Source organism: Mediterraneibacter faecis, from assembly GCF_055383675.1.
In genome coordinates, this window is the sequence record NZ_AP043803.1 from 55,347 (window position 1) to 79,320 (window position 23,974).

The window sequence follows — 23,974 nt, forward strand, 5'->3', positions numbered from 1 at the left end:
GGATGATTAGAAAAGAGCAGCTGTATGAACAGATTCTGGAACAAATCGATCTTACGAAGGAGACGGATGATGAAGAACTGCAGGAGCTGATTCGCACAGTATTGGATGAGGCAGCAGATGAAGAATATATTTCGTTGAGTGATAAGATCAGAATTGGGCGTGAGTTATTCAACTCTTTTCGTAAACTGGATGTTCTGCAGGAGCTTCTTGAAGATGATTCGATTACAGAGATTATGGTAAATGGAATCGACCATATTTTTTATGAGAAAGAAGGAAGAATTTTCCGGTCTAAGAAGTGTTTTTTGTCTCAGGAGAGATTACTGGATGTGATTCAACAGATTGTAGGTGAATCGAACCGTTATGTAAATGAGGCCTCTCCGATTGTGGATGCAAGGCTGAAGGATGGATCTCGAGTAAATGTTGTATTGAATCCGGTTGCTGTGAATGGACCAATCCTTACAATCCGAAAGTTTCCATCGGAAGCAATTACGATGGAAGAGCTGATCCGTATAGACAGCGTAACTGATGATGCCGCTAACTTTTTAAAAAAGCTGGTAGCAGCAAAATATAATATTTTTGTCAGTGGTGGAACAGGAGCAGGAAAGACAACTTTCCTGAATGCGTTGTCGAACTATATACCAAAAGGAGAACGCCTGATCACGATCGAGGATAATGCAGAGTTACAGATTCAGGGAGTTCAGAATCTGGTGCGCTTAGAAGCACGCGGACCGAATGCAGAAGGAGAAGGGGCTGTAACCATCAGAGATTTGATTAAGTCAGCACTTCGTATGAGACCGGATCGAATTGTTGTAGGAGAAGTCAGAGGAGAAGAGACGGTAGATATGATCTCTTCAGCAATTATATGTACTATATAATAATTATATATATAACGTGTATAAGGATGGAATATTATAGATTAAAGGGATGGTATAGGAACGCTATGAACATTAAGTATAGATTATTGTGTAAAAGGTTAATAGAGGAAGGGAAGAGAGTAGGTGTCATTCAATATTATAATGTACTGTTCATAATGGAGTTGTTGTCAGATAAAGACATATGGTCTTTAGAACAATGGGTGAATAGTATGAATAGCATGTATATGAAGGATATACATAATTGGTGTAGATTACATTTTATTAAATATCACACTGTATTTGTTTACAGAATAGAGTATCCGGTAAAAGCAAATATTTGGAATGGGTATTCATATATAAGGTGGAGGGTGGAGCGAATGATGAATTTAGAATAAGATAAAATGGTGCTTGCATGAAAGGGAGCCTTAAAGTGGGATATCCTTTTTGAAAGTATGGATCCAAAGAAGTGATTGTTGAGTGATGATAATGAATGACGGGTTTATTTCTTCGTGGTATACTGTAGGCATAGATGAAAATAATGTATGGTTTCAGAATATAATAACAAGAAGTCTTACATACGAACCCTGCAAGTGGTGTAATTCATAAGATACACGATAAGGAGGCTCATAAATGGCTTACAATAATTTATACATAGTGGATAATTCCACAGAGCAGCAATCTGTAAAAGAATATCTAACTGATTGGTGCAAAGTATCAAAACAGATGGATATTGCTACCGGGTACTTGGAAATAGGTGGCTTACTTGCACTGGACACACATTGGCAAAAGCTGGACAAAATCCGTATAATTCTTGGAAATGAAATGACCAAGTATACCAGGGATGTCATTGATAAGGCTGTTGAGGTACTGATTTCACGTTTCAATGATAGCATAGATACGGAGCATGAAAAAAATGAGTTCCTGATAGGTGTCCCTGCAATTCTGGAGGCAATGAAATCTGGCAAAATTGAATGCCGAGTGTACGATAAAAATAAGTTTCACGCAAAAGCCTATATAACATATTTTCGTGACGAATACCGGAATCAGTTTATCCAGGCAATGAATGTACCAATTGGTTATGCCCTTGTTGGATCTAGCAATTTTACGAAAGCGGGACTTACTCAGAATATTGAACTTAATGTTCAGGTGAGTAATGATGTAGATCAGTTGCAAAAGTGGTTTGATGATCATTGGGAGCGGGGGGAAGATATCACTACGGCGGTGCTCAATGTTATTGAGAACCATGTAAAGGAATTCAGTCCATACGATGTATATATACGATCAATGTATGAGTATTTCAAGAGCCGTGAGGAAACCGTTTCTGAATGGGAACAACATGATTCTGTTATCTACCAGGGACTTTCCCAGTATCAGCGTGACGGATATAACGGTCTCATAGAGATTGCAAATCGTTATTCGGGTGCCTTTTTATGCGATGGCGTTGGTCTTGGCAAGACCTTTGTAGGCATGATGCTCATTGAACGCTTCGTTAAAAAGGAACGGAAGAATGTTGTACTGATTGTACCTGCCGCTGCAAGAGTGTCTGTATGGGAAACCACCATCAAAAAGTATATTCCTGAAATCTTGGATGGTTTCTATTCTTTCAAGATTATCAACCACACTGATCTGCTTCTTGAGAAAAACGAAAACCTCATGAATCAGATTCAGGAGCAGGCGGAGATTGTCATAATCGATGAGGCGCATCATTTTCGTAACCGCTCATCCAATCGTTACCGTAAATTGTTTGATATGATGGCGGGGGGACGTCAGAAACAGATGTTTATGCTTACTGCTACTCCAATCAATAACAGCTTTTTGGATTTGCAGCATTTGATAGAATTGTTTACACATAGACAGGATGACTACTTTGCCGCTGCCCCGCTCGGAATTCACAGTCTTTCTGGTCATTTCAAAAAGATGGAAGCCAATCTCAAGCGCCAGGCGGGTACCGAAGTTTCCGATGCCGTGGATGTATCGGATGATATTTTTCGTGCGGATCCATTGGTAAATGCACTTGTGGTACAGCGTAGCCGAGCCTATGTTAAAAAGAGTTTGTCTGCCACAGAGGGCGATAAGGTAATGTTCTCCATCCGGCAGGCTCCAATTGTGGCAAATTACTCCTTGCGCAGTTCTTATGGAAAGCTGATAGATGACTTTGTAAATTCTTTTTACCGTAAAGATAAGGAATCTGGGCGTAGCCTTCCTATTCTGGCTTTGGCTGTATATTCTCCTTATGAGGACGAGTATTATATCGGGGATAAATCCAAAATTGACTTGATGGTATCTGGTCGCCAGCAACAGGTAGTAAATTTGATACGGCAGTTGTTACTGAAGCGCTTTGAAAGTTCTATTGCGGCTTTTGAGGAGACCTGTATTCGAATTTATTTTAGACTGTATACATTCCTTAATGACTACAAAGAGAACGGCAACAAACGACTCATAGAACGGACGCTCAATTATCAGGCGAAGGTCTTGGATTATGTAAAGAATTTTATAGAAAACAATATGCAGTCCACTCTTGAGGAGTTAGAGGACGATTTGCCCGATTATGTATGGGAAACGGAAGATAACCTTAATACAGAAGATTTCGATATTCGTGCCATGTTGGATGACACTATCTTGGATATGGAGGTCTTGGCTGAATTCATCGAAGATATTATGGATTTTGACTCCAGCAAAGATGACAAAATTCGAGAACTGAAGCGTATTCTTACCGAGGATGAGCGCATAAAAGGGAAAAAAGTCATTATTTTTACCGAGTTCCGATCTACTGCTAAATACATTTATCGCGAACTGCAAAAGGCTGGCTTTGAGGGCTTATATGAAATTGATGGTCAGTCCAAAGGCAATCGACATGATATGGTGGTTCGGTTCAGCCCATATTATAATGATTCTTGCTCCACAGAAGTAAAGGATGAAATTCAAATTTTGATTGCTACCGATGTTTTGGCAGAGGGCTTAAATCTCCAGGACGCTTCGTGCCTGATCAACTATGAATTGCACTGGAATCCTGTTCGTCTTATGCAGCGTATCGGTCGTGTTGACCGCCGTCGTAATGTAGAGATTGAAGAACGCCTTCTGGCTGATCATCCAGAGTTGGCAGGAGACAGGGCAAACGCTTATTACTGGAATTTTCTTCCTCCTACAGAGTTGGAACAGCTTCTTAACCTATATCAGACGGTTTCGAAGAAAACTCTTCGTATTTCTAAGACCTTCGGTATTGAGGGTAAGAAACTGCTGACACCAGAAGATGATTTTGAAGCTCTGAAAGAATTTAACTCTCAGTATGAAGGGGAAACATCCTGGGATGAGGAAATGGCTCTTGCATATCAGAAACTTCTTGCAGCGCAGCCAGACTATCCTGATCTGGCTGCATCTATGCCTAAAAAGATGTATTCTGGTAAACAAGCATCCACCTTTACTGGATTCTTCTTCTGTTACGAATTGCCGATGAAACGAACTGATGGGACATGGTCTGATGGAGATGGTTGGTATCGCTGGTATATGCTTGATCCGGAAACAAATAAAGTAATCGAATCCACCTACGATATCTGGAAAGCAATTCAGTGTACACCGGAAGAACCGAGAAAAATTCATACTAATGAAGTTGGTTTTGTAAAAGCTAGAAAAACGATTGAAAACTATATTAAGAAAAATTATATGCGTTCTGTACAGGTACCACTCGGTGTTAAACCAAGACTTGTAACCTGGATGGAACTTTGTTAAGGAGGTGTACAGTATGGCACAAGACTTGCGAAAAGTAAATGACATAGAGTCATTGATGATTTATTTTTCAGAAAAGTTGGGCTGGGCTATCGCCCCGGATGATTACTACGATATTGATGATATTACATATGATTTCGATGCAGCAGACCTGGGATTGAAAGAAGAGGTCTTTGCAAAAATAACATCACTAAAACAGTTGCGACCATTGGTAGATGACCAGCGCTGGGGTATCTTTTTCGTAAATTTTGAGAGCAACCGCTTTGAAGTATCTGCATTAAGAAAAATTCTTTCTGGTTTGATTCCTGCACGACGTAATGCGGATCATGTAGTTTGGGACAAAAAAGACTTGTTATTTCTTTGCATTTGGGGCGAGTGGAATAAGGTTACCATTGGAGCTGCTCATTTTGAAGATAGTGAAAAGGGACTACCTCAGATTAAGATGATATCTTGCGCACCAGCTGTTGAGGACTTTACTCAAATCAAAGTCTTTGAACAGCGTCTTGCTAAACTTGCTTGGCCAAAGGATCCTACTGATGACGAGGCATGGCATGATGCTTGGGCTTCTGCCTTTACTACACGTTATCGCCAGACGATACAGGATGCCCATACCCTTACTATTCGCTTGGCTGAAGAGGCTCAAAATATTCGGAATCGTATTCTATCTACATTAGGAATTGAAACGGAAAATGGATATGTACATCTTTTGTATAATAAATTTAAAGAAACACTTGTGCATGATATGACGGAAAAGCAGTTTGCAGATATGTATGCACAAACTGTGGTTTATGGTCTTTTCTCAGCAAGATGTATGGATAAGACTCAAGATGACTTTAATGCAACAGAGGCTGTAGAATGTATTCCGAATACGAATCCTTTTCTTAAAAGTTTGTTACAAGAGTGCTTGGGTTCTAGTAATTCTAAGAGTAAACTCTCTTTTGACGAATTGGAAGTAGGCAATATTATAGATTTGCTTCTTCATACAAAGACAGACTCTATTATTGCTGATTTTAACAGGCAGACAGGTGGTGGACGTGAAGACCCTGTAATCCATTTCTATGAGGAATTTCTTTCTGAGTATGATAAGACTCAAAAGGTTCAGCGTGGTGTTTATTATACACCGCAGCCGGTAGTTAATTTTATTGTCCGGGCTGTTGATGATATCTTGAAAAATAAATTTAATGTACTGGATGGATTAGCATCTACAGGCACAAAAACTATAAAAGTTTATCGTGATTCAAAACGAAGAATAGATGGTTTTATCAGAACTGTTGAAGATCAAGAAATAGTACCTGCAATTCAAATTCTTGATCCTGCAACAGGAACTGGTACTTTCCTGCGTCAAACTATACTTCAGATTTATCAAAATTTTTGTGATGTTCGTAAAGGCCAATCAAAGGATTCAATCCTAGCTGAATGGAATGCTTATGTTCCCGAACATCTTTTACCACGTTTGAATGGTTTTGAACTTATGATGGCTCCATATGCCGTTGCACATATGAAACTAGCAATGGTTCTGAAAGATACAGGGTATCGATTTGATAGTGATGAACGTTTGAGAGTGTTTCTTACTAACACTCTTGAAAAGCCCGGAAATTCTGAAGCACAATTGTCTTTATGGGAAGATCCACTTGCTTTTGAGTCAGTATCAGCTAATGCTGCAAAAAAAAATTCTGGAATTAATATTGTACTTGGAAATCCTCCTTATAGTGGGATTTCATCAAATAGTGGTAAATGGATTACTTCAATGATTGAGGACTACAAGTACATTAATGGAGTATATTTTGGTGAACGCAAACATTGGTTGCAGGATGATTATGTTAAATTTATTCGTTTTGGCGAAAGAGTTATTGAAAAAAGTAGCAATGGTATTCTCGCTTTTATCAATAATCATGCATTTTTAGACAATCCAACATTCAGATGTATGAGATGGCATTTACTAAATACATTTGATGAAATTTACATTATTGACCTACATGGTAATGTAATGAAAAAAGAAGTAGCTCCTAATGGAGAAAAAGACGAAAATGTATTTGATATTCAACAGGGGGTATCTATCAATCTTTTTGTTAAGAACAGCACACGAAATAAAGGAATTGCACGTGTTTATCACACTGATTTTTTTGGAAAGCGTTCAGATAAGTATGACATGCTCAATTCTTTGAAGATTGGTGAAATTTCATGGACATCACTTGAACCTAATGAACCTTTCTATTTTTTCATTCCTCGCAATGAACGAAATAGAGCATCTTATGAAAAAGGGTTTTCTATACAAGAACTTATGCCTGAGCATACCACGGGTGTTGTTACTGCGCGAGATGGATTAGTTGTAGCAAAAAAACCTGAAGAGTTATTAGATAGGATTAATTTTTTTACAGATCCTGACAAAACGGATGATCAAGTTCGTGCACACTTTTTTGGTAATAAAAAAGCCGGTAAGTACTTACCAGGTGATTCGCGAGGATGGAGTCTATCGTCGGCACGTGAAAAAATCAAAGACTTTAATCATGAGGCTAATATTCAGAAAATAGCATATAGACCTTTTGATACGCGATATATATATTATGTTCCTGAGATGGTGGACTGGGGGCGTGATAAGCTGATGTATAATCTTCTGGCTGGTGATAATTATGCTTTGGTTATTCCTCGTCAAGCTGCAACAGATAACTGGTCTCATGTGCAAATTACAAAATACATGGCTGATAATAGAATTCATTATAGCAACAAGGGAATTCCTATTGAATGCCCACTCTACTTATATGCGCCTGGTTATGACGGGCAATTAACAAGGTATCCTAATTTGAATGATGCCATCATAAACAAACTCACTACTTCTATTGGTATGCGTTTTGTACCTGAAAAAAGTAATGAAGAAAATACGGTATGCCCTTTAGATATTTTAGATTATATTTATGCTGTTTTATTTTCAAGAAAATATCGTCAGGCATATTTGGACTTTTTGAAATTTGATTTTCCACGCGTTCCATATCCACAATCAGCGGATTATTTTTGGACAATGGTATTTTATGGAGCAAAATTGAGAGAATTGCATGTTTCAGAAGATGACTTAATTGATAGCAAATACTCTTACAAAGGACATACAGAATGTGTCGTTGATCGATCTACATATCAAGATGGCATAGTTCATTTTAATAAAAAGGGTGATATGGTCATTAACGTTCCGGAAAATATTTGGAATATGTATTTTGGGGGATATCAGCCTCTTCAAAAATGGTTGAAAGATCGCAAGGGGAATATACTCACGCAATCTGATATTCGGCATTTTATAAGTATCATTACAACATTGACTGCTACTGAAGAAATAATGAAACAGATTGATGATTATATCGTATTTTAATACTTATAAATTCATAACAGGTGTGGTCAAACATTATGGCTACGCCTGTTCTTATTTTATTTATTGGGGTTGATATCCTTCTGTTTCTATCTACAATAGTTTAGATAGTTGAGTTACAGGATGATTAGGAAGTATCTGTGGTATGTAGTGATGAACAAAAATTTGATTTTAATATTGAATAACATTGTAAAAATTGAAAAAGGTAAAATTTCAAAGTGAGGGGAGAGTCAACAAATAGTGTATGTGCGTTTTTCAAATTTACTGTTTTTTTAATTTTGGGTAAGGCTCCGAAATTGGCAATTTTGCGGAAGTGTATCCACACTTCCTGTCCTTGCTGTTTTTAAAATCACATAGTGATTTCACAGAGATATAGAGATATTTAGTCTATTTTATATCCCTGTGTTGTGACCGGAAAAATTCGGGGAACCAAGTGTATATTTATGCTGAATGTGAGGAACTGGGGAGCACAATCCTCAGCAAGAATCCTACGTCCGGAAAATATCATATTGCTAAAATAGCGATATGGTATTACCGGGGTGGATCTTGCTCTAATGTGTACAGTAACCTCGGCATAAATAGAAAGAATGGGTTTGGGGAATCCCCAGCAAGATAAAAATCTGATGAAAGAGCATTTGTCGGAAAGACAATATTGTTAAACACAGGTGGATCTTGCTCTGGAGTAATTGAGAAATAGTGTTTAGAAATAATTGCCTTGTTCTCAAAAAACGGAAATAGTGATAGTATGAATTGGGAAAATCGGTATTTGTAGAACTGGTTAAGTGTATCCAGTGATGTAATTACACCTATTAAATAGTTAAAAGAGAGGAATATGAAATTGTTACATAGACTTTGGTTAAAAATAAATGATATTGGTGAATATGATGTTAAATATGGAGCATGGAAAATATATCAAATAATGTATGCGAATAATCTAATTAAGGGTGGAAATTTATTTACAGATAATGACATCATTAAAAATGGCAGAAGACCATATATTAAATGTCAATTTATACATAATGGAAAGTCCACGGAGGAAATGAGGTTTAGTGGCGAAACGGATTTTAACTTTTCTACCCAAAAGAAAAGTGAATTATGTAGAAGCAGATATGAAAACTATAAAAAAATTTTAGAACGTGATTTAGCAGGCGAAGGAATACTAGATATATATTTGGAAATGCTGAATGAATGTTCCCAGATGCATCATTCACAAGATAATATATCTATAATGCTTCAATCAGGAAATATGCAGGGAGCTAAGGGAGCTATCGGACTAGATAGATTAGATGTTTGGCTTCTTATTTTGGATATGAAATATAGATACAACATAAATATGTTACAAAATCACTGTACAATGGAGAATTGTTCAGAAATTGAAAAGTTTTTAAATTTGTTTGATGATGTATACGATTATGCAAGCACCATTTATCATATAAATAGTGAACTGGTAGATAAACTGATTGAATCTGGGAAAAGACCATTATATTCAGCTACAAATATAATTACATATATGTCATTGGCAAAAGAATTTTGGAATCAAAAGCACGCATTTATTGAAAACCAACTAAAATATGAACAGTGATTTAATCGAAAAGAAAATGCTAGATTTGTCGATGCAAGTATAATGAATAGAAGTGCCCATTACATTTTTTGCGATGGGTGTTTTTTGTGAAATCCACTTTTATTCATTTTTGAATAAAAGAATTTTGAATCTGCAGCCGATAGAAGCAGATGGTTATAAAAAGCTTTTGATAACTATGAGTGCAAAAACAGAAAGCTGCGAAAATTTATTATGAGCTAATAGCAAAATTTGACATTTTGTGATATCGAGGGTATGGGGAATCGTAATCTCCATTAAGTTCGTCAGAGAATCATAATCCCAAAATGGGATTTTGAGTTACTCTAGGCGATACTTGCTTTAGAAAATGATTTGTCATAATGAGTTAGAACATGGGAGGAGGAAGCGTTAAAAAAAGAGAGAGCCATAAGCAACTCTCTCTGTGATAAAATTAAAAAGTTATAGTATCAGTGATTCGGTAAGATTACAAAAATCCTTAACAGGAATATTTTCTTTAAGTGGTAAAGCGGTCTCTAAAAAGGTTTCGTCTGCAAATCTTTCGAGTTCAGAATCAAAATGTATAATTGAAGCATTTGTATTTAATTGGTATGGTGGAATTGTAACAAAATAATCATAATCTTCATAAGAAGGAGTGGCGCAAGAAACTTTGATTTTTCCGCCCAATTTCAATTTTGCAAATTCTCCATAAATGGCAGTTAAGGCTTTTATTCTTTCTTCATCAGAAGTAATTCTATCTACATATCTAATATACCAATAATCTATATTTCCCTCTTTTAATTCAATTAAATAATCGTATGATCTGGGCGTTCCAGATTTTATTGTCCATTCAACTTTATGCAGACTTGTCATCATGGAAAGTCCACGCATTAAGGTGGAAAAAAACTTTTCATGCACCTGAACAGTAGAGAGATCCAGAGAAAATCCATTGTCTGCAATTATCTTTTTTCGTTCCCGTATTTTCTTAGAAGAATATCCCGTTGCATCATATAATTCTTGGATAAGTTCTGGATCATCAATGGCTTTTGCAATTTTATCAATAGTGCTTTTATATGGTCTTCCAGATCGGGCACCGTTGAGCATTCGTGAAATGGTTGCATTATTTAAGCCTGTTTGTTCAGATAATTCTTTTTGTGTTTTTTTCTGTAAAATGATTTGAAGTATATTGATAAATCTTTCCTGATCGTAAACGCTGTCAGGATTTATTAGTGTGCCTGAATTTGATATAAATTCGTTCATTCAAATCTCCTCTTGACTTCTTTGACTTTGTATAAATTGACTTCTTGTGTTTTATCTTATCAATTATATCCCTAAAAATCAATTTAAAACATAAAGAAATCAAAAAATGCTTTATTGATATTCGTGTAAAAGTCAAAGAAGTCAAAAACGTAATTGACATTTTGACATCTTTGCGTATAATGTAAATCAAGAAGTCAAAGAAGTCAAACAAATCAAAAAGAAAGGAAGGAGGGCTGTGGATTGAAATATAGGGTTGTTTCGGTTTTGAAAGATAATAGACCACGTTTTTTGATTATTTCTGATATTGAAGAAATTGAAATCCTTCCATCAAAGTATTTGAAGCATCTGGATCAGATTAATGCTTCTCCGAATACTGTAAAATCCGCAGCTTTCGCACTTTCATATTATTACAATTTTCTGCAGGAGCAAACGATAGGATTGGATGAGATTACATTGCTATCTTATTCAGAGCAGAATAAACATTTTATTGATTTCTTGTATTGGGTTAAGAGTGGAAAGCATACTGAGCATAATACACAGACGAGCAATAAGACCTGCAATATGTATCTTGGTGCAGTCTTCAGATACTACCAGTTTTTGGCACTGGAAGATGTCTTGCCAATGCTTAAAGTCTTACGAGTAAAAAAAGTATCATATTTTGACAGTATGGGAGTAAATCATCAAAATGCAGTGAATTCGTTTAAAGGTTTCTTCAAAGAAGAAGAACCTAATCTGGAAGAAATAACATCCGAAGAAATACAGGAGCTGATAAATGCCTGTACGAATGATAGAGATCAATTGCTGATAGCAATGATGGCAGAAACCGGTCTTAGATTAGGGGAAATTCTAGGAATCCATTATACCGAAGATATTGATTTTGAAAGAAGGACGGTTCGGGTAAGGTATCGTGAATCCAATACCAACTTGGCAAGAGCAAAAAATGCAGAATATAGAATGGCTTTGTTAAGTAATACAACTTTTGAGTTCTTGGTTAAGTACATTTCTGATAATCGAAAAAGTCTGATGAACTCGGAGTATCTATTTACAAAATTAACTGGAAAAAACAAAGGAGAGCCATTAGATGCGGATTCTGTGTATAGCATGTTGAAAAGACTATCCAAAAGAACGGATATCAATTCCCATCCGCATCAGCTCCGACACTATTTTGCGGAGGAAAGAAGAAAAGAAGGATGGGATTTGAATGACATTCGTTTTGCCTTGGGGCATAAGAAAGTTGAAACTACCATTAAATACTTGGGTGAAAATAATGAACGATTGATAGAAGCGACAGATCAATACTACTCAAATAATGAAGATTTATACCAAATTGCAGATTTTCTGTAAAAGGAAGGAGGGATTACCTTGGCAGTATTAAAAATTGTTCCGAAGTTATATCAGGAAAAAATATCTGAGAAATTAAAGGAAGAAATATCTTTAGTTACGACTGGAGAAGCAAAATACTATAACCGGTTATACAAATTTTTTCAGTATACAGATATACAGTGTACTGCAGATATTAACTATGAAACGAGAAAAATGTATATGGATTCTCTTGAAAAAGAGGATATTTCAGAAAAATATAAAGCGGAATTACTGAGCTTATTTGATCGTTTAAAAATAGAAAATATGCCGGATGTCTATTCACAAGGAAAGCCCTTCTCTGTAGAACAGGAGTTTTTTAAGCAAGACAAATTGTTTTTGCTGTATGTCCCCAATAAGAAGAAAGCACAATCTTTCCGTCAGGTGGTTGATAAGAATGATTTGTTATGGGACTTAACGAGGATACATTCATCACAGTTGGTGCGACAGACAAAAATATTGCTGTGTGAAATTCTGAATATGGATAAGGTACAAAGACATCGAAGATATTTTTTAGAACCATTAAAAGCACTTATACGGTTTTGCGATAAGTACGGAATAGATGATATTGAAGAAATGGAACAGGCAGACGAAAACAGATTTTATCTGTATTTAAACAAGGAGTCGGAAATTATAAAAAAACAGGCTTCTAAGATTGTTGAGTTTGCGAGAAGAACGTTATTTCTGACAGATTCAGAGACAAATTGGCGAGCGTGTATCTGGTATATGGAGAGGTTTCAGTTTGATAAATCAAGAATCAATGCCAGTTCACCTGTTAAAAGCCTTTCATTTATTAATATTTACGAAAAAGAAAATCGTTGGTATTTACAATTATACGCAAAATATTTAGTCGGGATATCTGATCTGTCTTTATCAAATATCCGAAATACAATATGTTTTATTTCACAATTTTTAAAATATCTGGATGGACAGAGTAAGAAAGTAACTGAACTGGAGATACAAGATATAGCGGATTATGTATCTGTTTTGAATGAGTCCGATATTAAATATTCCACTTTTAACCGACATATCACTCATATGCATACATTTCTACAGTTTTTGAAAATGAAAAATATTGAAGTGTTGAAGTTTTATCCGGAACGATTTTTAAAAAAAGGTTTTCCAGAACACAATGAAAGAAGTGTTCCAGAAAAAACAATTGCTCATCTGATTAAGGAGCTGCCGGCATTCCCAGAGCATTTACAGTTGATGTATTTGATTTTGTTTTGTACAGGAATTAGGAAAAGCGAGGTTTGTACAATAAAATCGGGAGCCTTTTATTCACAAGGCAATGAGAATTGGATGCGCATATATCAAAGCAAAATGCGGAGGGAAAAAGTCATTCCTGTTCCCAGTTTATTGGTTGAACTGGTGAACGATTATGAAAAAAAGTACGGAATAAAAAATGGGGAGTATTTATTCAAGAATAAAAAAGGTGGTGCATTTAATGGACAGACATTTTCAAATCAGATGATTCGGGAGTGTAAGGTCCGTGGGATTGCCTGCGGAGATTATATTTTTAGAGCACACGATTACAGACATAACCTTGCAACTTCAATGTACGGAAATGGAGTTTCTATACAAGGGGTACGAGATTATCTGGGACATTCAAGTGAGAATATGACAAAACAGTACATTGATTTCATGCCGGAACGTATTGTATCGGCTGAAGATAAATATTTTTCAAAAAATCAGTCATTTAAATTGAAAGGAGCAGAAGATGATGAAAGGTAATATTAATTTGATTTCTTATGACTGTTATCAACAAGCTACAGAAAAACAGTTGGCTGGGTTGAAATGGAAGGAAAACAGGGTGTACTACATATCAGAGATTCATAATGAAAAGATACAGGATGAGATTTATGGGTATATCGATGATAGATGTAGACGTTTATCATTATCAACAGCAGTAAATGATATTTACAGATTTGATCTGTTGAAAGAATTTCTGAATGAGAAGTGTACGAGTTGTAGTAGCATCACTGATAAAAAATGGGAAGAACTGGAGAGAAGCTATAAAGCATTTTTATATAAAAAAGGATTGGCGCTGTACGTTAGAAGAAATAGACCGGATAGGCGGAATGTTGAGCAACAAAGTAGCGCTCAGGTTTCTTTTTTGAAAATGTATTATGAGTATGTTGTGAAGTGTAAAACAGCAGATATTCCAGAAAATGAAAAAGATGTATGGGATATGAGAAAGTTAGATATTGTGCCAAGGAGTAATCCGATTCGGGGAAGATATAGATTAGATTTTCGTGAGATCAGGCAGAAAGAATTTAAAGAGATAATAAAGAAAATATTGTATAGCCACTGCCAGACAAAAGCAATGGGTAGTATAAAAGGCGAATTGCGTGGATTCCGTCGGTTTGCTAGTTTCATGTATGATCGTTTTCCAGAAGTAAAGCATTTTACAGAAATTAGCAGGGATATGATAGAAGATTATTTGGTTTATATAAAAACGGATACAGGCCTTACATCAGTCAGTTACACGACAGAACTGTCGGTTTTGGATAATCTGCTGGATGAAATTGGGCGTGAACTGGAAATAGAAAAGTTATGCAACCTTTTTCTGTCCAGTGATTGCAGAGCATATGACAACGCCTTACCAGAAGCGTATTCAGATGCAGAAATCAGGAGATTTAATTGTGCATTAACAAAATTAAAGCCACAGTTAGGCAGATGTTTAATAATACATCAAATGCTCGGTACAAGAATAGAGGATACGTTGACTTTGCGAAGGGATTGCTTATCTGAGAAATCGGGGCATTATTTTATAACTATTCTCCAGCAGAAAACAAGGAAATACAAAAGACCAGTCAGCGATCAGCTGGTAGAATTGATTAGAAAAGCAATAGAAGTTTCAGAAAAGGAGCATCCAGATTCAGAATATATTTTTCTGCAAGATAATGGAAAATTATATACAGATTCAATGCTGAAATATCATGTAAATATCATGATTTATGAAAATGATATCAGGGATGATAATGGAAATTATTTTGAGTTTCGTACACATCGTTTTAGACATACTTTTGGAGTAAAACTTACAGAGATGAAATTAGATGATGATAGCATTGCAAGGCTGTTGGGGCATAAGGATACTCGAACAATACCACATTATCGGCGGTTAAGAAACGAAGCATTAGCGGAGGATACAAAGGCTGTACGAGATGAAATGAATGAATTATTAGCACAATACAGGAGGGAAAAGGAAAATGCAGAAACACGATAAAATGGTAGCACTGGCAAAAGAAAGAAGTGCGGAAATGACGGAAACAGCAATAACAGCTATTGAAACAATGTATAGAAAAAATATAAAAATTTCAGTTGCTGAACTTACAAAACTAACAGGACTTTCCAGAGGTTTTTTCTATAATAATCCGAATGTAAAACAGTTCATGATGGAATTGAAGGAAAAGCAACAGGGAATGATATTGCAAAATCCCAAAAGCGATGCTATTGCAAAAGCACAGGAAGCACGGATTAAGAGTTTAGAACAGAAATTATCCGATAGTGTTCCGAAAAATGAATATGAAAATCTTCAGAAAAAATATGAAGAATTACAAGTGAAATATAGTCAAATGAAAAAGGAAACACTGTTGAAGATGTACGACCAATTATAGAAAGAAAAGGAGAATATTTTATGCAGAACGAAATTTATGATGAGAAAAATGGACTTACTTATATGTTATGTGGTGATTATTATTTGCCGGAATTGGCACTTGCAGATATCGAACCAACTTATGGGAAATATGGGATGCTTCGTAAAAGCTATTTACAGGAACACAGAAAGGCAAAATATCAAATATTGTTGTTACAAGGAACACTTGTCGAGCATTTGAATCAGATTGATGCAGAAGCAAGGGATAGGGAAGAACAATTAGTAAAACAGATGATGGAGAAACAAGGAATTACAGAGAAATTAAAAAGGCAGGACAACATGGAATGGACAAGAAGGATGAATAGCATTTATCATGATGCAGAAGAGATGATTTTGACGGAAATGATATACACGAAAGGATAATGATCTGTAATGGATAGCAAGAATTTTGCAGTCCGGATAGCAAAAAAGTGGAAGTCTGGATGGCAAGGTTCTTGCAGTCTGGAAAGATAAAAAATGAGGGATTAAAAATGTTGGTCAAGTACATAATAAAAGTGTTTTTATATTTGATTCTTGCAGTAATGACATTGATTCGCTGGTTATTAAAAATTCCGATGATGCTGGGAAATATTTTGCTTTACTTTTTATCAATTATATTTATTCTGACAGGTGTTTTGAGTTATGGATTTGCATTGGAATCTGCAAGAGAATGTGGTCGAATGATAATAATTGGGATGGGATTTGGTGCAATACCAAACTTTATCCCATTTTTGGGAAAAAGTTTAGAGACATTGGTTGACAAACTGTTGAGTATGACAAATGAATGAGAAAGTCGATATGAAAGGGGGCTGTGAAAGGCTCTCTTTTCTTTTTGCAGCTGTGAAATGGCAAGATAATAACGTTATATACATTGTATATTATGTACAGATATTGCATTTATGCATGATGAGGGCATAGGGAGTCCATATAAAGGCTATGTTGAATGGTCACAGTGGTTCAATGTCAACGGGACATGCCAATAATCCAACAGATATGTTACACAGACTGGAAACAATGATGCTGATGGGGATTGATCTTCCGTTACAGGCAATTCAAAGACAAGTTGCATCGGCACTTGATATTATCATTCATCTTGGAAGACTTCGAGATAAGACAAGAAAGGTTTTGCAGATTGTAGAAGTGGAAGGTTATGAAGATGGAAGGATCCAGACAAAGGTTCTTTATGAATTTAAGGAGGAGGGGATGAAGAATGGAAAGATACAGGGATGCCTTATGAAGAAAAATGAAATCACGAATAAAGAAAAACTCCTGGCTGCAGGATATCACACCATCTGAATATACTGTCGGAATCATAAAATGTACGGTGAGATTTCTTCTGATTTTGTATTTGTTTTATGAATCGATACTTCCGGCAATTCTCCTGTTCCCGTTATGGTTCTTATACATGAAGGAGTGGATGGAAGAGAAAGCAATCGGAAAAGAACAGGAATTCAGGAGGCAGTTCAGAGATAGTATTCAGACAATGGCAGGGGCACTTAAGGCAGGATATTCTGTAGAGAATGCAATCAGGGAAACAAATCGTGATCTGATCGGAATGTATGATGCGAATACAAGGATTCGAAAAGAATATGGTCAGATGGTAAGGAAGCTGGATCTGAATCTGTCAGTTGTAACCGTATTGAATGAATTTGCGGCTGAAGTAAAGCAGGAGGATGTGACGAATTTTATTACAGTTTATGCAGCAGCTAAGGTCAGTGGTGGGGATTCAATTGCAATTATCAGAGATGCGGCCAGAACAATCGGAGAGAAGATCGATACAGAACGTGAGATACAGACCATGCTGGCTGCGAAAAAGCTGGAATTTGAAATCATGAGCGTAATCCCATTTATAATGATTCTCTACATGAAGATGACATTTGGTGAATTCTTAAGTGTCCTGTATGGTACATGGACCGGATGTATCGTAATGAGCATTTGTCTTGTGCTTTATCTTGGAGCATACAGGTTTGGAAGGAGGATTCTACAGATTGAGATTTAACAAGAAGTGGAAAAAAGTACTTCAGCCTGACAAAGGAAAATATGGAATCTATAAAAAGGCCGGAATCGTTCTTTTATTGTCAATCGTAATGTTTAGTGCAGTGTATGTCACAGATAATCATCGTCAATTAGCACAGGATGAAAATGGAAACCGGATTTTGGAAAGAAAAGGACAGGGAGAAGGAAAAAAGACAGAAAAAATCCAGATGGAGACAGGCGAGTGGAAAGAGAAGATGAAGGTTCAGATTTCGGAAAAGAAGTATGCAAAAGAAGAGATTAGAGAACAGCTTTCTAAGGCGGCAGAAGAACTTCCGGCTCAGATCCTTGGTGAAAACAAAAGTCTGGATGAGGTCAGGTCAGACCTGAATCTTATTATGGAAATTCCACATACGGGAATCAGCGTGTCATGGGAACTTGATAACTACGAGGTTATGAACAGCAGAGGTGTTTTAAAGCAGGAGAAGCTGACGGAAGAAGGAACACTCGTCAAATTAACCGCTGTCCTTCGATATGATGAGGAAAAAATGTCCTGTGAATTTTATGCACACCTGTTTTCCACACCGTTGTCAAAGAAGGAAGGTGTTCTGAAAAAGATATCCCAGGAAGTAGAAAAAGCAGATCAGGAACAGCGGGAAAAGGATTACCTGATATTGCCAGATCAGGTAGATGGAAGAAAATTATCCTGGAAGCCTGTGAAGGAAATGAGAGCATTTGGAATTCTTTTGCTTGGCGGAGTGATGATTGTATTCCAGTTTACAGCAGAGAAACAAAAGCAGAAAGAACAACAAAAGAAAGAAATCAGGCAGATGCAGTTTGATTATCCGCAGCTGATCAATAAATTCAGTCTGTATATAGGGGCAGGAATGACAGTGAGAAGAGCCTGGATCCAAATTGTAAAAGAATATGACAAAGAGAAACACTATCTTGGAGAAAGAACAGTGTATGAAGAGATGAGATATACAATGAATGAACTGAAGAATGGAAGACCGGAAAGTGAATGCTACGAGGCATTTGGAAGGAGGTGCGAAAGTCCGGTTTACCGAAAGTTCGGAATGCTTTTAAGTCAGAATTTAAGAAAAGGAACCAAGGGATTGACGAATCTGTTACAAAGAGAGGCGCAGGAAGCTTTTGAGGAACGGAAAAATATGGCAAAGAAACTTGGTGAAGAGGCAGGAACAAAGTTGATGATACCGTTGTTTCTTATGTTGGCAGTCGTGTTCGTGATCGTGACTGTTCCAGCGTTTTTGACGATTCAGATTTGAGAAAAAGAGAGAAAAGAAGGAGAGATACAAGATGAGAAAATTATTGATAAGAAAAAATAAAGATAAGAAATATGTTGCCGCAATCACAACAATTGAACTGGTTTTAATTTTGGTTATATTAATTGCGCTTCTGTTGATTTTTAAAGAACAGTTGATTAGTTTGATCACTACGATTTTTGAGAAAGTGACATCAGAAAGCTCCGGCATATAGCATGTGGTCCGCAAAAGGCGAAATTACTGTATTTTTAAGCTTATCATTTACTTTGTTACTTTCATTTATCTTTGGAATTCTAGAGTCTGCTGTGATTCAAGGATCAAAAAATCTCAGCAGAATTGACACAGATCGAGCAATCTATTCCGTTTTCGGAGAATATCATCAGGAACTTATGGAACAATATCATGTTTTGGGAATTGATCTTGGTTACAGGACAGGAAATTATGAAGAAGAAAATCTGATCCAGCGTTTGCATTATTACAATTCTGGTTCTACAGATCATCAAATCAAGGGAATTCAGTATTTGACAGATCAATCCGGACAGGCATTTCGAGAACAAGTGCTGGCTTATATGGAACAAAGGTATGGAATGGATCTGGTTAAAAAGTTTACCGGAACAACAGAGAAATGGGAACAGACAGAGACAGAAGAATCTGATATGGAAAAGAAAACAGATGAAATGACAGATGCAATGGAACGGGTGAATGACAGTCTTGACGCATCCGGCAGTCAAACGGAAGGAGAAGATGTGGAAGAAGGTCCAAGTCTGCCAGATGAGGAGAATCCGTTTCGTATTATGCAAAAGATAAAAAAAGAAGGAATTCTTTCTGTTGTGATTCCGAAAGGAAAAAAAGTATCTGAAAAGAGTGTTGATTTGTCGGGGCAGGCATCAAAGAGAACTTTGAAAAAAGGATATGGGACATTTCCAACAAGAAAAGGACTTGATCAGACAACGGAGAAACTTCTGTACAACGAATATCTTCTCAAAACATTCGGCTATGCATTTCGGCAGGATTCAGAACAATCAGAAGGAACGGATGAGAGTGGAGAGAAGGAATGGCAGTCTGATCGTTCGGATGCTTTAGCATACGAACTGGAATATATTCTACAAGGAAAAGGATCAGATAAAGAAAATCTGGAATCCGTGTTATTTCGTCTTTTTCTTCTGAGAATATCAGGAAATTATAGTTGTCTGGCAAAGGATATGGGACGAGTGGCAGAGGCAGAAGCGCTGGCTGTGACAATATCTGCACTACTACTGATGCCTGAAGCGGTAGAAGCTTTGAAACAGATGATACTTGTTGCGTGGGCAGGAGGAGAAAGTGTTATGGATCTTCGTTGTCTTTTGGATGGAAGAAAAGTTCCACTGGTAAAAAGTGCAGATAAATGGGTTGTTTCTCTGTCACAGCTGCCACTTCTTCTGACAGATGGTGGAAGTGTAAGGGGAAATGATTCCGGAGAAGGAGTCGGATATTCCGATTATATCAGGATGTTTCTCTTTTTGAAATCAGTGCCGGAAATTACAATGCGGACTTTAGATTGTGTAGAAGAGGCATTCCATTCCAAACATATTTTGTTTCAGGCAGATCAATGTGTGACTAAATTAGAAATACAGAATAAGATAATCGTTTATAAAAATCTAAATTACCAATATCCGGTTTATTTCGGATATGAATGAAGCCAGAATTACCCCCGGTGCAGATGCCCTTTCAGACCTTCTTTTGTACACCCCAAAACGTACACTCAGAATCCTGCAATCCCTCTTGCAGGAAACCCACACACTTTAGAAAGGAAAAGCTGCGATGTCAAATAAACAGGTAAAAAATACCAGTCCAACAAGAGAAAGGGCATCTGCACCGGGGGTAAGAGCAAGTGTAACAATAGAAGCTGCATTTGCAGTTCCCCTCTTTATGTTTGCAGTATTAAGTTTGATTTTTTTAATTGAAATCCAGAGTATACGAGGCTGCATCCATGCAGCAGGAAGTGATGCAGCCAAACAGGCAGCAGAGTCAACGGCTGTCCTTCCTGTATTGAATACAATTCAATTAAAATCAGATTTGGTGAATCTGATTGGAGAAGAAAGAATTGAGAGAAGTATTCTGAATGGTGGTACATCAGCTATCAGTTGCTGGAAGTCTTATTGGATTCCGGGAACAGAAGAGATAAATGTTGTTATCGAGTACAAGATAAAGATTCCGGTTCCATTAATGAAAAGTCCTTCGGTGAAGTTGAAAGATGAGTTTAAAGTCAGTGCATGGAATGGTTATCAAAAAGATAGAAAGGGAAATGAAGACGGACAGATTGTCTATATCACAGAAAAAGGAACAGTATGGCATTCAGATTATCAGTGCAGCTATCTTCAATTATCTATTCAATATGTTCAATACTCAGAATTACAAAATATGAGAAATGAAGGTGGAGGAAAATACCATAAATGTGAGCAATGTGTTTATGGACAGGCAATGAATGGTGTATATATTACCAGTTATGGAAACCGGTATCACAACTCATTGAATTGCAGTTCTCTGAAGAGAACAATACGTGCAGTTCATAAAAGCGAAGTAGCAGGAAGAGGAGGATGTTCTAAATGTGCAAAATAATGAATGTATTCGGGCAAAATGGAAGGGAAAATCTATGGATGTTTTTTCAAGCTATTATAGCAGTGTATCTGTTGATTTTGTCTGTGATAGATATTCGTTGGAAGAAAGTAAGTGTAAGAAGTCTTTTGATTTTGCTTGCGATTGCAGTTTTATGTCAGGTACTATGTAGCAAAGGAGAACTCAGGATGATGGTAGCCGGTGGATTGTGTGGAGGTGTATTTCTTTTTTTTAGTTGGTTCACACAAGAGTCATTTGGTTACGGAGATAGCATATTAATTTTGATCCTTGGAATTTTATCTGGGGGATGGAATCTTCTTTGGATTCTGTTTGCTGCATTTCTGATCGCATCTGTTTACGGAGGAATTATGATCGCACGAAAGAAGTATACAAGAAAAAATTCATTTCCATTTATTCCATTTCTGACAGTTGCTTATCTGGGAGGCATGATTGGTGGAGTTTACTGAAAAATATACGAAAAAATACGTGAAAGGAAGTACAGTGGTAGAGATGTCTTACCTTATTCCTTTTTGCTTAATTCTATTTTTTCTGCTCATCACGATCATTTTTTACTTTCATGATAAGGCAATTTTAAACGCAGCGGCAGCGGAAACGGCTGTGACAGGAGTTGAAATGGACAGGAAAAAGATAGAAGACGCAGATCTGGATGCTTTTTTCCGAGAAAGGACGAGTGGAAAATTGATTTTTCTGGAAAATATAACAACCAGAGTTGATCTATCAGGGAAGAAAATAGAGGTAGAAGTTTTTGCATCAAAAGGACGAATGAAGATTCATCTGATACAACGTGCAACGAAGGTGAAACCAGAAGAAAAAGTCAGATGGAAAAAATAGATTTCTGTAAAGCTGAAAAAGTGAAGGGAGAAGAAAATCAGATGGAAGAAAAAAAGACAAATCAGCAGAGCAGAGTGGCAGAATCTGAAATCATAATAGACAGCGTACAACCGTATCGGGAGAATTATCAGATGCGGATGCTTAAGAATAATCGGATTCCCGGATTATTGAGAGTAAGTGGATGTGGAATGGAAGGTGCAAGTAGATATTATTATCATACAGGGCATGCACAGTCGTTGGAAACGTATTATAAAAATAAAGATATCAGAGCAGAAGAGATATTAAAACTGACAAGACAATTTCTCAGTGTTATGGAAAAAATGAAAGATTATATGTTAGAACCAAATTATCTGGTGCTTTCAGAAAAATATATTTTCGAAAAGAATGAAAACTATTTTTTCTGTTTTTTTCCAGAGAATGAGAAGACCTGGCAGGTGTCTTATCATGAGCTGACGGAGTATTTTGTAAGGAAAGTTGATTATCAGGATTTGGAGAGTATTCAACTTGCCTGTATGCTTCACAAAGAAACGCTAAAAGAAACGTATGATCTGGAAAGCATACTGCAGCAGTATGAGGAAGAAGCAAAAAACAGGGAAGAAAAGTTCAAAGAAGAGAAGATCAGAGAAGAAAGTAAGAGAGAAAAAGACAGAAGAGAAATGGAAGAAAATCAAAACATTGAGGTACAGGAAAACAGCTATTATAACAAGGCGAGAGAGAATTATGCAGTGATGGAAGAAAAGAGATATGGTCCGATCAAGAAATTTGCAAAACGCTTTAAGTCTGGAAAATGGGGAGAATGGGAAGATCTGATAACGGAAGCTGATGACTATGAATGATATATGGGATGTGGTATAGTATACGCAGATTCAAAAACATATCATAGAAGTCAAAAGGGAGTCAGAAAGAATGAAAGAGAGACCAAAAGAAATAATGACGATCACGTTGATAGGAATCAATATTCTGGTGTTTATTGTTCTTACGATGATCGGACGGACTGAGGATGGTTATTTTATGTTGCAGCATGGAGCAATGTATGAACCATATATTATAGAAAATCAGGAATACTATCGGCTGTTTACCAGTCTTTTTCTGCATTTTGGAATCTCACATTTATTAAATAACATGGTGCTTTTGTGGGCACTTGGATCGATTTTTGAAAAAGAGGCCGGTAAAATTCGGTTTCTGCTCTGTTATTTTATCAGTGGAATAGGTGGTAATCTGCTGTCTTTGTACTGGAATACCATGAACGACAGACAGATTGTATCTGCCGGGGCATCGGGAGCAATTTTCGGACTAATGGGAGGGTTGCTTTGGATTGTATTTGCGAACAGGGGAAGGCTGGGAACACTGTCAGGAAGAGGCATGCTGATTATGGTTGTACTGAGTCTCTATTTTGGATTTACAAGTACAGGCGTAGATAATCTGGCTCACGTAGGCGGATTGATTTGCGGTTTCCTGACAGCGCTGCTAACCTATCGAAGAAAAAATCAAAAGATCCTAACGGTATCTGATATTAACGATATCTGA

Annotated in this window: 19 protein-coding genes and 2 pseudogenes; 20 read left to right on the plus strand and 1 reads right to left on the minus strand. The window is 36.7% G+C overall.

Annotated elements, in window-relative coordinates; all coding sequences use genetic code 11:
- Positions 1–2: 2 nt before the first annotated feature.
- The 4 genes and pseudogenes from ACZ47Z_RS00255 to ACZ47Z_RS00270 form a co-directional block, all read left to right on the plus strand.
- A pseudogene (locus tag ACZ47Z_RS00255) lies at positions 3–863 on the plus strand (CpaF family protein); the annotation flags it as partial.
- A gap of 621 nt (positions 864–1,484) precedes the next feature.
- Entirely contained in the window at positions 1,485–4,580 is a 3,096-nt protein-coding gene (locus ACZ47Z_RS00260; protein ID WP_195250358.1) for a helicase-related protein, read from the plus strand.
- Positions 4,581–4,593: 13 nt separating this feature from the next.
- On the plus strand, positions 4,594–7,935 hold the full coding sequence (locus ACZ47Z_RS00265) for a type ISP restriction/modification enzyme (RefSeq protein WP_464525736.1): 3,342 nt from the start codon (positions 4,594–4,596) through the stop codon (positions 7,933–7,935).
- Between the two features lie 829 nt (positions 7,936–8,764).
- Positions 8,765–9,514 carry a hypothetical protein gene (locus tag ACZ47Z_RS00270; RefSeq protein WP_054753614.1) on the plus strand — a complete coding sequence of 250 codons (750 nt, stop codon included), beginning with the start codon at positions 8,765–8,767 and terminating at the stop codon, positions 9,512–9,514.
- Positions 9,515–9,949: 435 nt separating this feature from the next.
- Here ACZ47Z_RS00270 and ACZ47Z_RS00275 read toward each other — a convergent pair whose 3' ends face one another.
- A complete protein-coding gene (locus ACZ47Z_RS00275; protein ID WP_054753616.1) occupies positions 9,950–10,747 on the minus strand; it encodes a helix-turn-helix domain-containing protein in 798 nt (265 codons plus the stop codon).
- Between the two features lie 240 nt (positions 10,748–10,987).
- Here ACZ47Z_RS00275 and ACZ47Z_RS00280 point away from each other — a divergent pair, with 240 nt between their 5' ends.
- The 16 genes and pseudogenes from ACZ47Z_RS00280 (at position 10,988) to ACZ47Z_RS00355 (ending at position 23,974) form a co-directional block, all read left to right on the plus strand.
- Positions 10,988–12,091: a tyrosine-type recombinase/integrase gene (locus tag ACZ47Z_RS00280; RefSeq protein WP_464525737.1), complete on the plus strand. Its 1,104-nt coding sequence runs from the start codon at positions 10,988–10,990 to the stop codon at positions 12,089–12,091.
- Positions 12,092–12,109: 18 nt separating this feature from the next.
- The gene (locus tag ACZ47Z_RS00285; protein ID WP_195250354.1) at positions 12,110–13,840 is read left to right on the plus strand and encodes a tyrosine-type recombinase/integrase; all 1,731 of its coding nucleotides are present in this window, start codon (positions 12,110–12,112) and stop codon (positions 13,838–13,840) included.
- 202 nt (positions 13,841–14,042) lie between these two features.
- The gene (locus tag ACZ47Z_RS00290; RefSeq protein ID WP_464525738.1) at positions 14,043–15,335 is read left to right on the plus strand and encodes a tyrosine-type recombinase/integrase; all 1,293 of its coding nucleotides are present in this window, start codon (positions 14,043–14,045) and stop codon (positions 15,333–15,335) included.
- Position 15,336: 1 nt separating this feature from the next.
- Positions 15,337–15,726 carry a DUF6262 family protein gene (locus ACZ47Z_RS00295; protein ID WP_464525739.1) on the plus strand — a complete coding sequence of 130 codons (390 nt, stop codon included), beginning with the start codon at positions 15,337–15,339 and terminating at the stop codon, positions 15,724–15,726.
- 20 nt (positions 15,727–15,746) lie between these two features.
- Positions 15,747–16,127 carry a TnpV protein gene (locus ACZ47Z_RS00300; RefSeq protein ID WP_054753624.1) on the plus strand — a complete coding sequence of 127 codons (381 nt, stop codon included), beginning with the start codon at positions 15,747–15,749 and terminating at the stop codon, positions 16,125–16,127.
- Positions 16,128–16,234: 107 nt separating this feature from the next.
- Entirely contained in the window at positions 16,235–16,531 is a 297-nt protein-coding gene (locus ACZ47Z_RS00305) for a hypothetical protein (RefSeq protein WP_054753699.1), read from the plus strand.
- A 145-nt stretch (positions 16,532–16,676) separates the two neighbouring features.
- Positions 16,677–17,039, plus strand: a pseudogene (locus ACZ47Z_RS00310) (CpaF family protein); the annotation flags it as partial.
- On the plus strand, positions 16,987–17,742 hold the full coding sequence (locus ACZ47Z_RS00315; RefSeq protein WP_195937470.1) for a type II secretion system F family protein: 756 nt from the start codon (positions 16,987–16,989) through the stop codon (positions 17,740–17,742). The pseudogene ACZ47Z_RS00310 and the gene ACZ47Z_RS00315, both read left to right, overlap by 53 nt.
- Positions 17,732–19,003: a type II secretion system F family protein gene (locus ACZ47Z_RS00320; RefSeq protein WP_464525740.1), complete on the plus strand. Its 1,272-nt coding sequence runs from the start codon at positions 17,732–17,734 to the stop codon at positions 19,001–19,003. Before ACZ47Z_RS00315 ends, ACZ47Z_RS00320 begins: the two co-directional genes overlap by 11 nt.
- A gap of 31 nt (positions 19,004–19,034) precedes the next feature.
- Entirely contained in the window at positions 19,035–19,214 is a 180-nt protein-coding gene (locus tag ACZ47Z_RS00325; protein ID WP_020437074.1) for a Flp1 family type IVb pilin, read from the plus strand.
- Positions 19,215–19,305: 91 nt separating this feature from the next.
- Positions 19,306–20,676: a DUF5702 domain-containing protein gene (locus tag ACZ47Z_RS00330; RefSeq protein WP_464525741.1), complete on the plus strand. Its 1,371-nt coding sequence runs from the start codon at positions 19,306–19,308 to the stop codon at positions 20,674–20,676.
- 124 nt (positions 20,677–20,800) lie between these two features.
- Positions 20,801–21,598 carry a hypothetical protein gene (locus ACZ47Z_RS00335; RefSeq protein ID WP_055145145.1) on the plus strand — a complete coding sequence of 266 codons (798 nt, stop codon included), beginning with the start codon at positions 20,801–20,803 and terminating at the stop codon, positions 21,596–21,598.
- Positions 21,586–22,062 carry a prepilin peptidase gene (locus tag ACZ47Z_RS00340; protein WP_464525742.1) on the plus strand — a complete coding sequence of 159 codons (477 nt, stop codon included), beginning with the start codon at positions 21,586–21,588 and terminating at the stop codon, positions 22,060–22,062. Before ACZ47Z_RS00335 ends, ACZ47Z_RS00340 begins: the two co-directional genes overlap by 13 nt.
- The gene (locus ACZ47Z_RS00345; RefSeq protein WP_020437070.1) at positions 22,049–22,447 is read left to right on the plus strand and encodes a TadE family protein; all 399 of its coding nucleotides are present in this window, start codon (positions 22,049–22,051) and stop codon (positions 22,445–22,447) included. The genes ACZ47Z_RS00340 and ACZ47Z_RS00345 overlap by 14 nt, the downstream gene beginning before the upstream one ends.
- The gene (locus tag ACZ47Z_RS00350) at positions 22,435–23,283 is read left to right on the plus strand and encodes a DUF6382 domain-containing protein (protein WP_464525743.1); all 849 of its coding nucleotides are present in this window, start codon (positions 22,435–22,437) and stop codon (positions 23,281–23,283) included. The genes ACZ47Z_RS00345 and ACZ47Z_RS00350 overlap by 13 nt, the downstream gene beginning before the upstream one ends.
- 70 nt (positions 23,284–23,353) lie before the next feature.
- A complete protein-coding gene (locus ACZ47Z_RS00355; protein ID WP_464525744.1) occupies positions 23,354–23,974 on the plus strand; it encodes a rhomboid family intramembrane serine protease in 621 nt (206 codons plus the stop codon).

What these genes read in the sequence shown, in the direction of transcription:
- ACZ47Z_RS00350 (WP_464525743.1), top strand. Translation starts at nt 22,435, where the DNA reads ATGGAAAAAATAGATTTCTGTAAAGCTGAAAAAGTGAAGGGAGAAGAA.
- ACZ47Z_RS00325 (WP_020437074.1), top strand. Translation starts at nt 19,035, where the DNA reads ATGAGAAAATTATTGATAAGAAAAAATAAAGATAAGAAATATGTTGCC.
- ACZ47Z_RS00295 (WP_464525739.1), top strand. Translation starts at nt 15,337, where the DNA reads ATGGTAGCACTGGCAAAAGAAAGAAGTGCGGAAATGACGGAAACAGCA.
- ACZ47Z_RS00275 (WP_054753616.1), bottom strand. Translation starts at nt 10,747, where the DNA reads ATGAACGAATTTATATCAAATTCAGGCACACTAATAAATCCTGACAGC.
- ACZ47Z_RS00305 (WP_054753699.1), top strand. Translation starts at nt 16,235, where the DNA reads ATGTTGGTCAAGTACATAATAAAAGTGTTTTTATATTTGATTCTTGCA.
- ACZ47Z_RS00260 (WP_195250358.1), top strand. Translation starts at nt 1,485, where the DNA reads ATGGCTTACAATAATTTATACATAGTGGATAATTCCACAGAGCAGCAA.
- ACZ47Z_RS00355 (WP_464525744.1), top strand. Translation starts at nt 23,354, where the DNA reads ATGAAAGAGAGACCAAAAGAAATAATGACGATCACGTTGATAGGAATC.
- ACZ47Z_RS00265 (WP_464525736.1), top strand. Translation starts at nt 4,594, where the DNA reads ATGGCACAAGACTTGCGAAAAGTAAATGACATAGAGTCATTGATGATT.
- ACZ47Z_RS00270 (WP_054753614.1), top strand. Translation starts at nt 8,765, where the DNA reads ATGAAATTGTTACATAGACTTTGGTTAAAAATAAATGATATTGGTGAA.
- ACZ47Z_RS00300 (WP_054753624.1), top strand. Translation starts at nt 15,747, where the DNA reads ATGCAGAACGAAATTTATGATGAGAAAAATGGACTTACTTATATGTTA.
- ACZ47Z_RS00335 (WP_055145145.1), top strand. Translation starts at nt 20,801, where the DNA reads ATGTCAAATAAACAGGTAAAAAATACCAGTCCAACAAGAGAAAGGGCA.
- ACZ47Z_RS00340 (WP_464525742.1), top strand. Translation starts at nt 21,586, where the DNA reads ATGTGCAAAATAATGAATGTATTCGGGCAAAATGGAAGGGAAAATCTA.
- ACZ47Z_RS00315 (WP_195937470.1), top strand. Translation starts at nt 16,987, where the DNA reads ATGAAATCACGAATAAAGAAAAACTCCTGGCTGCAGGATATCACACCA.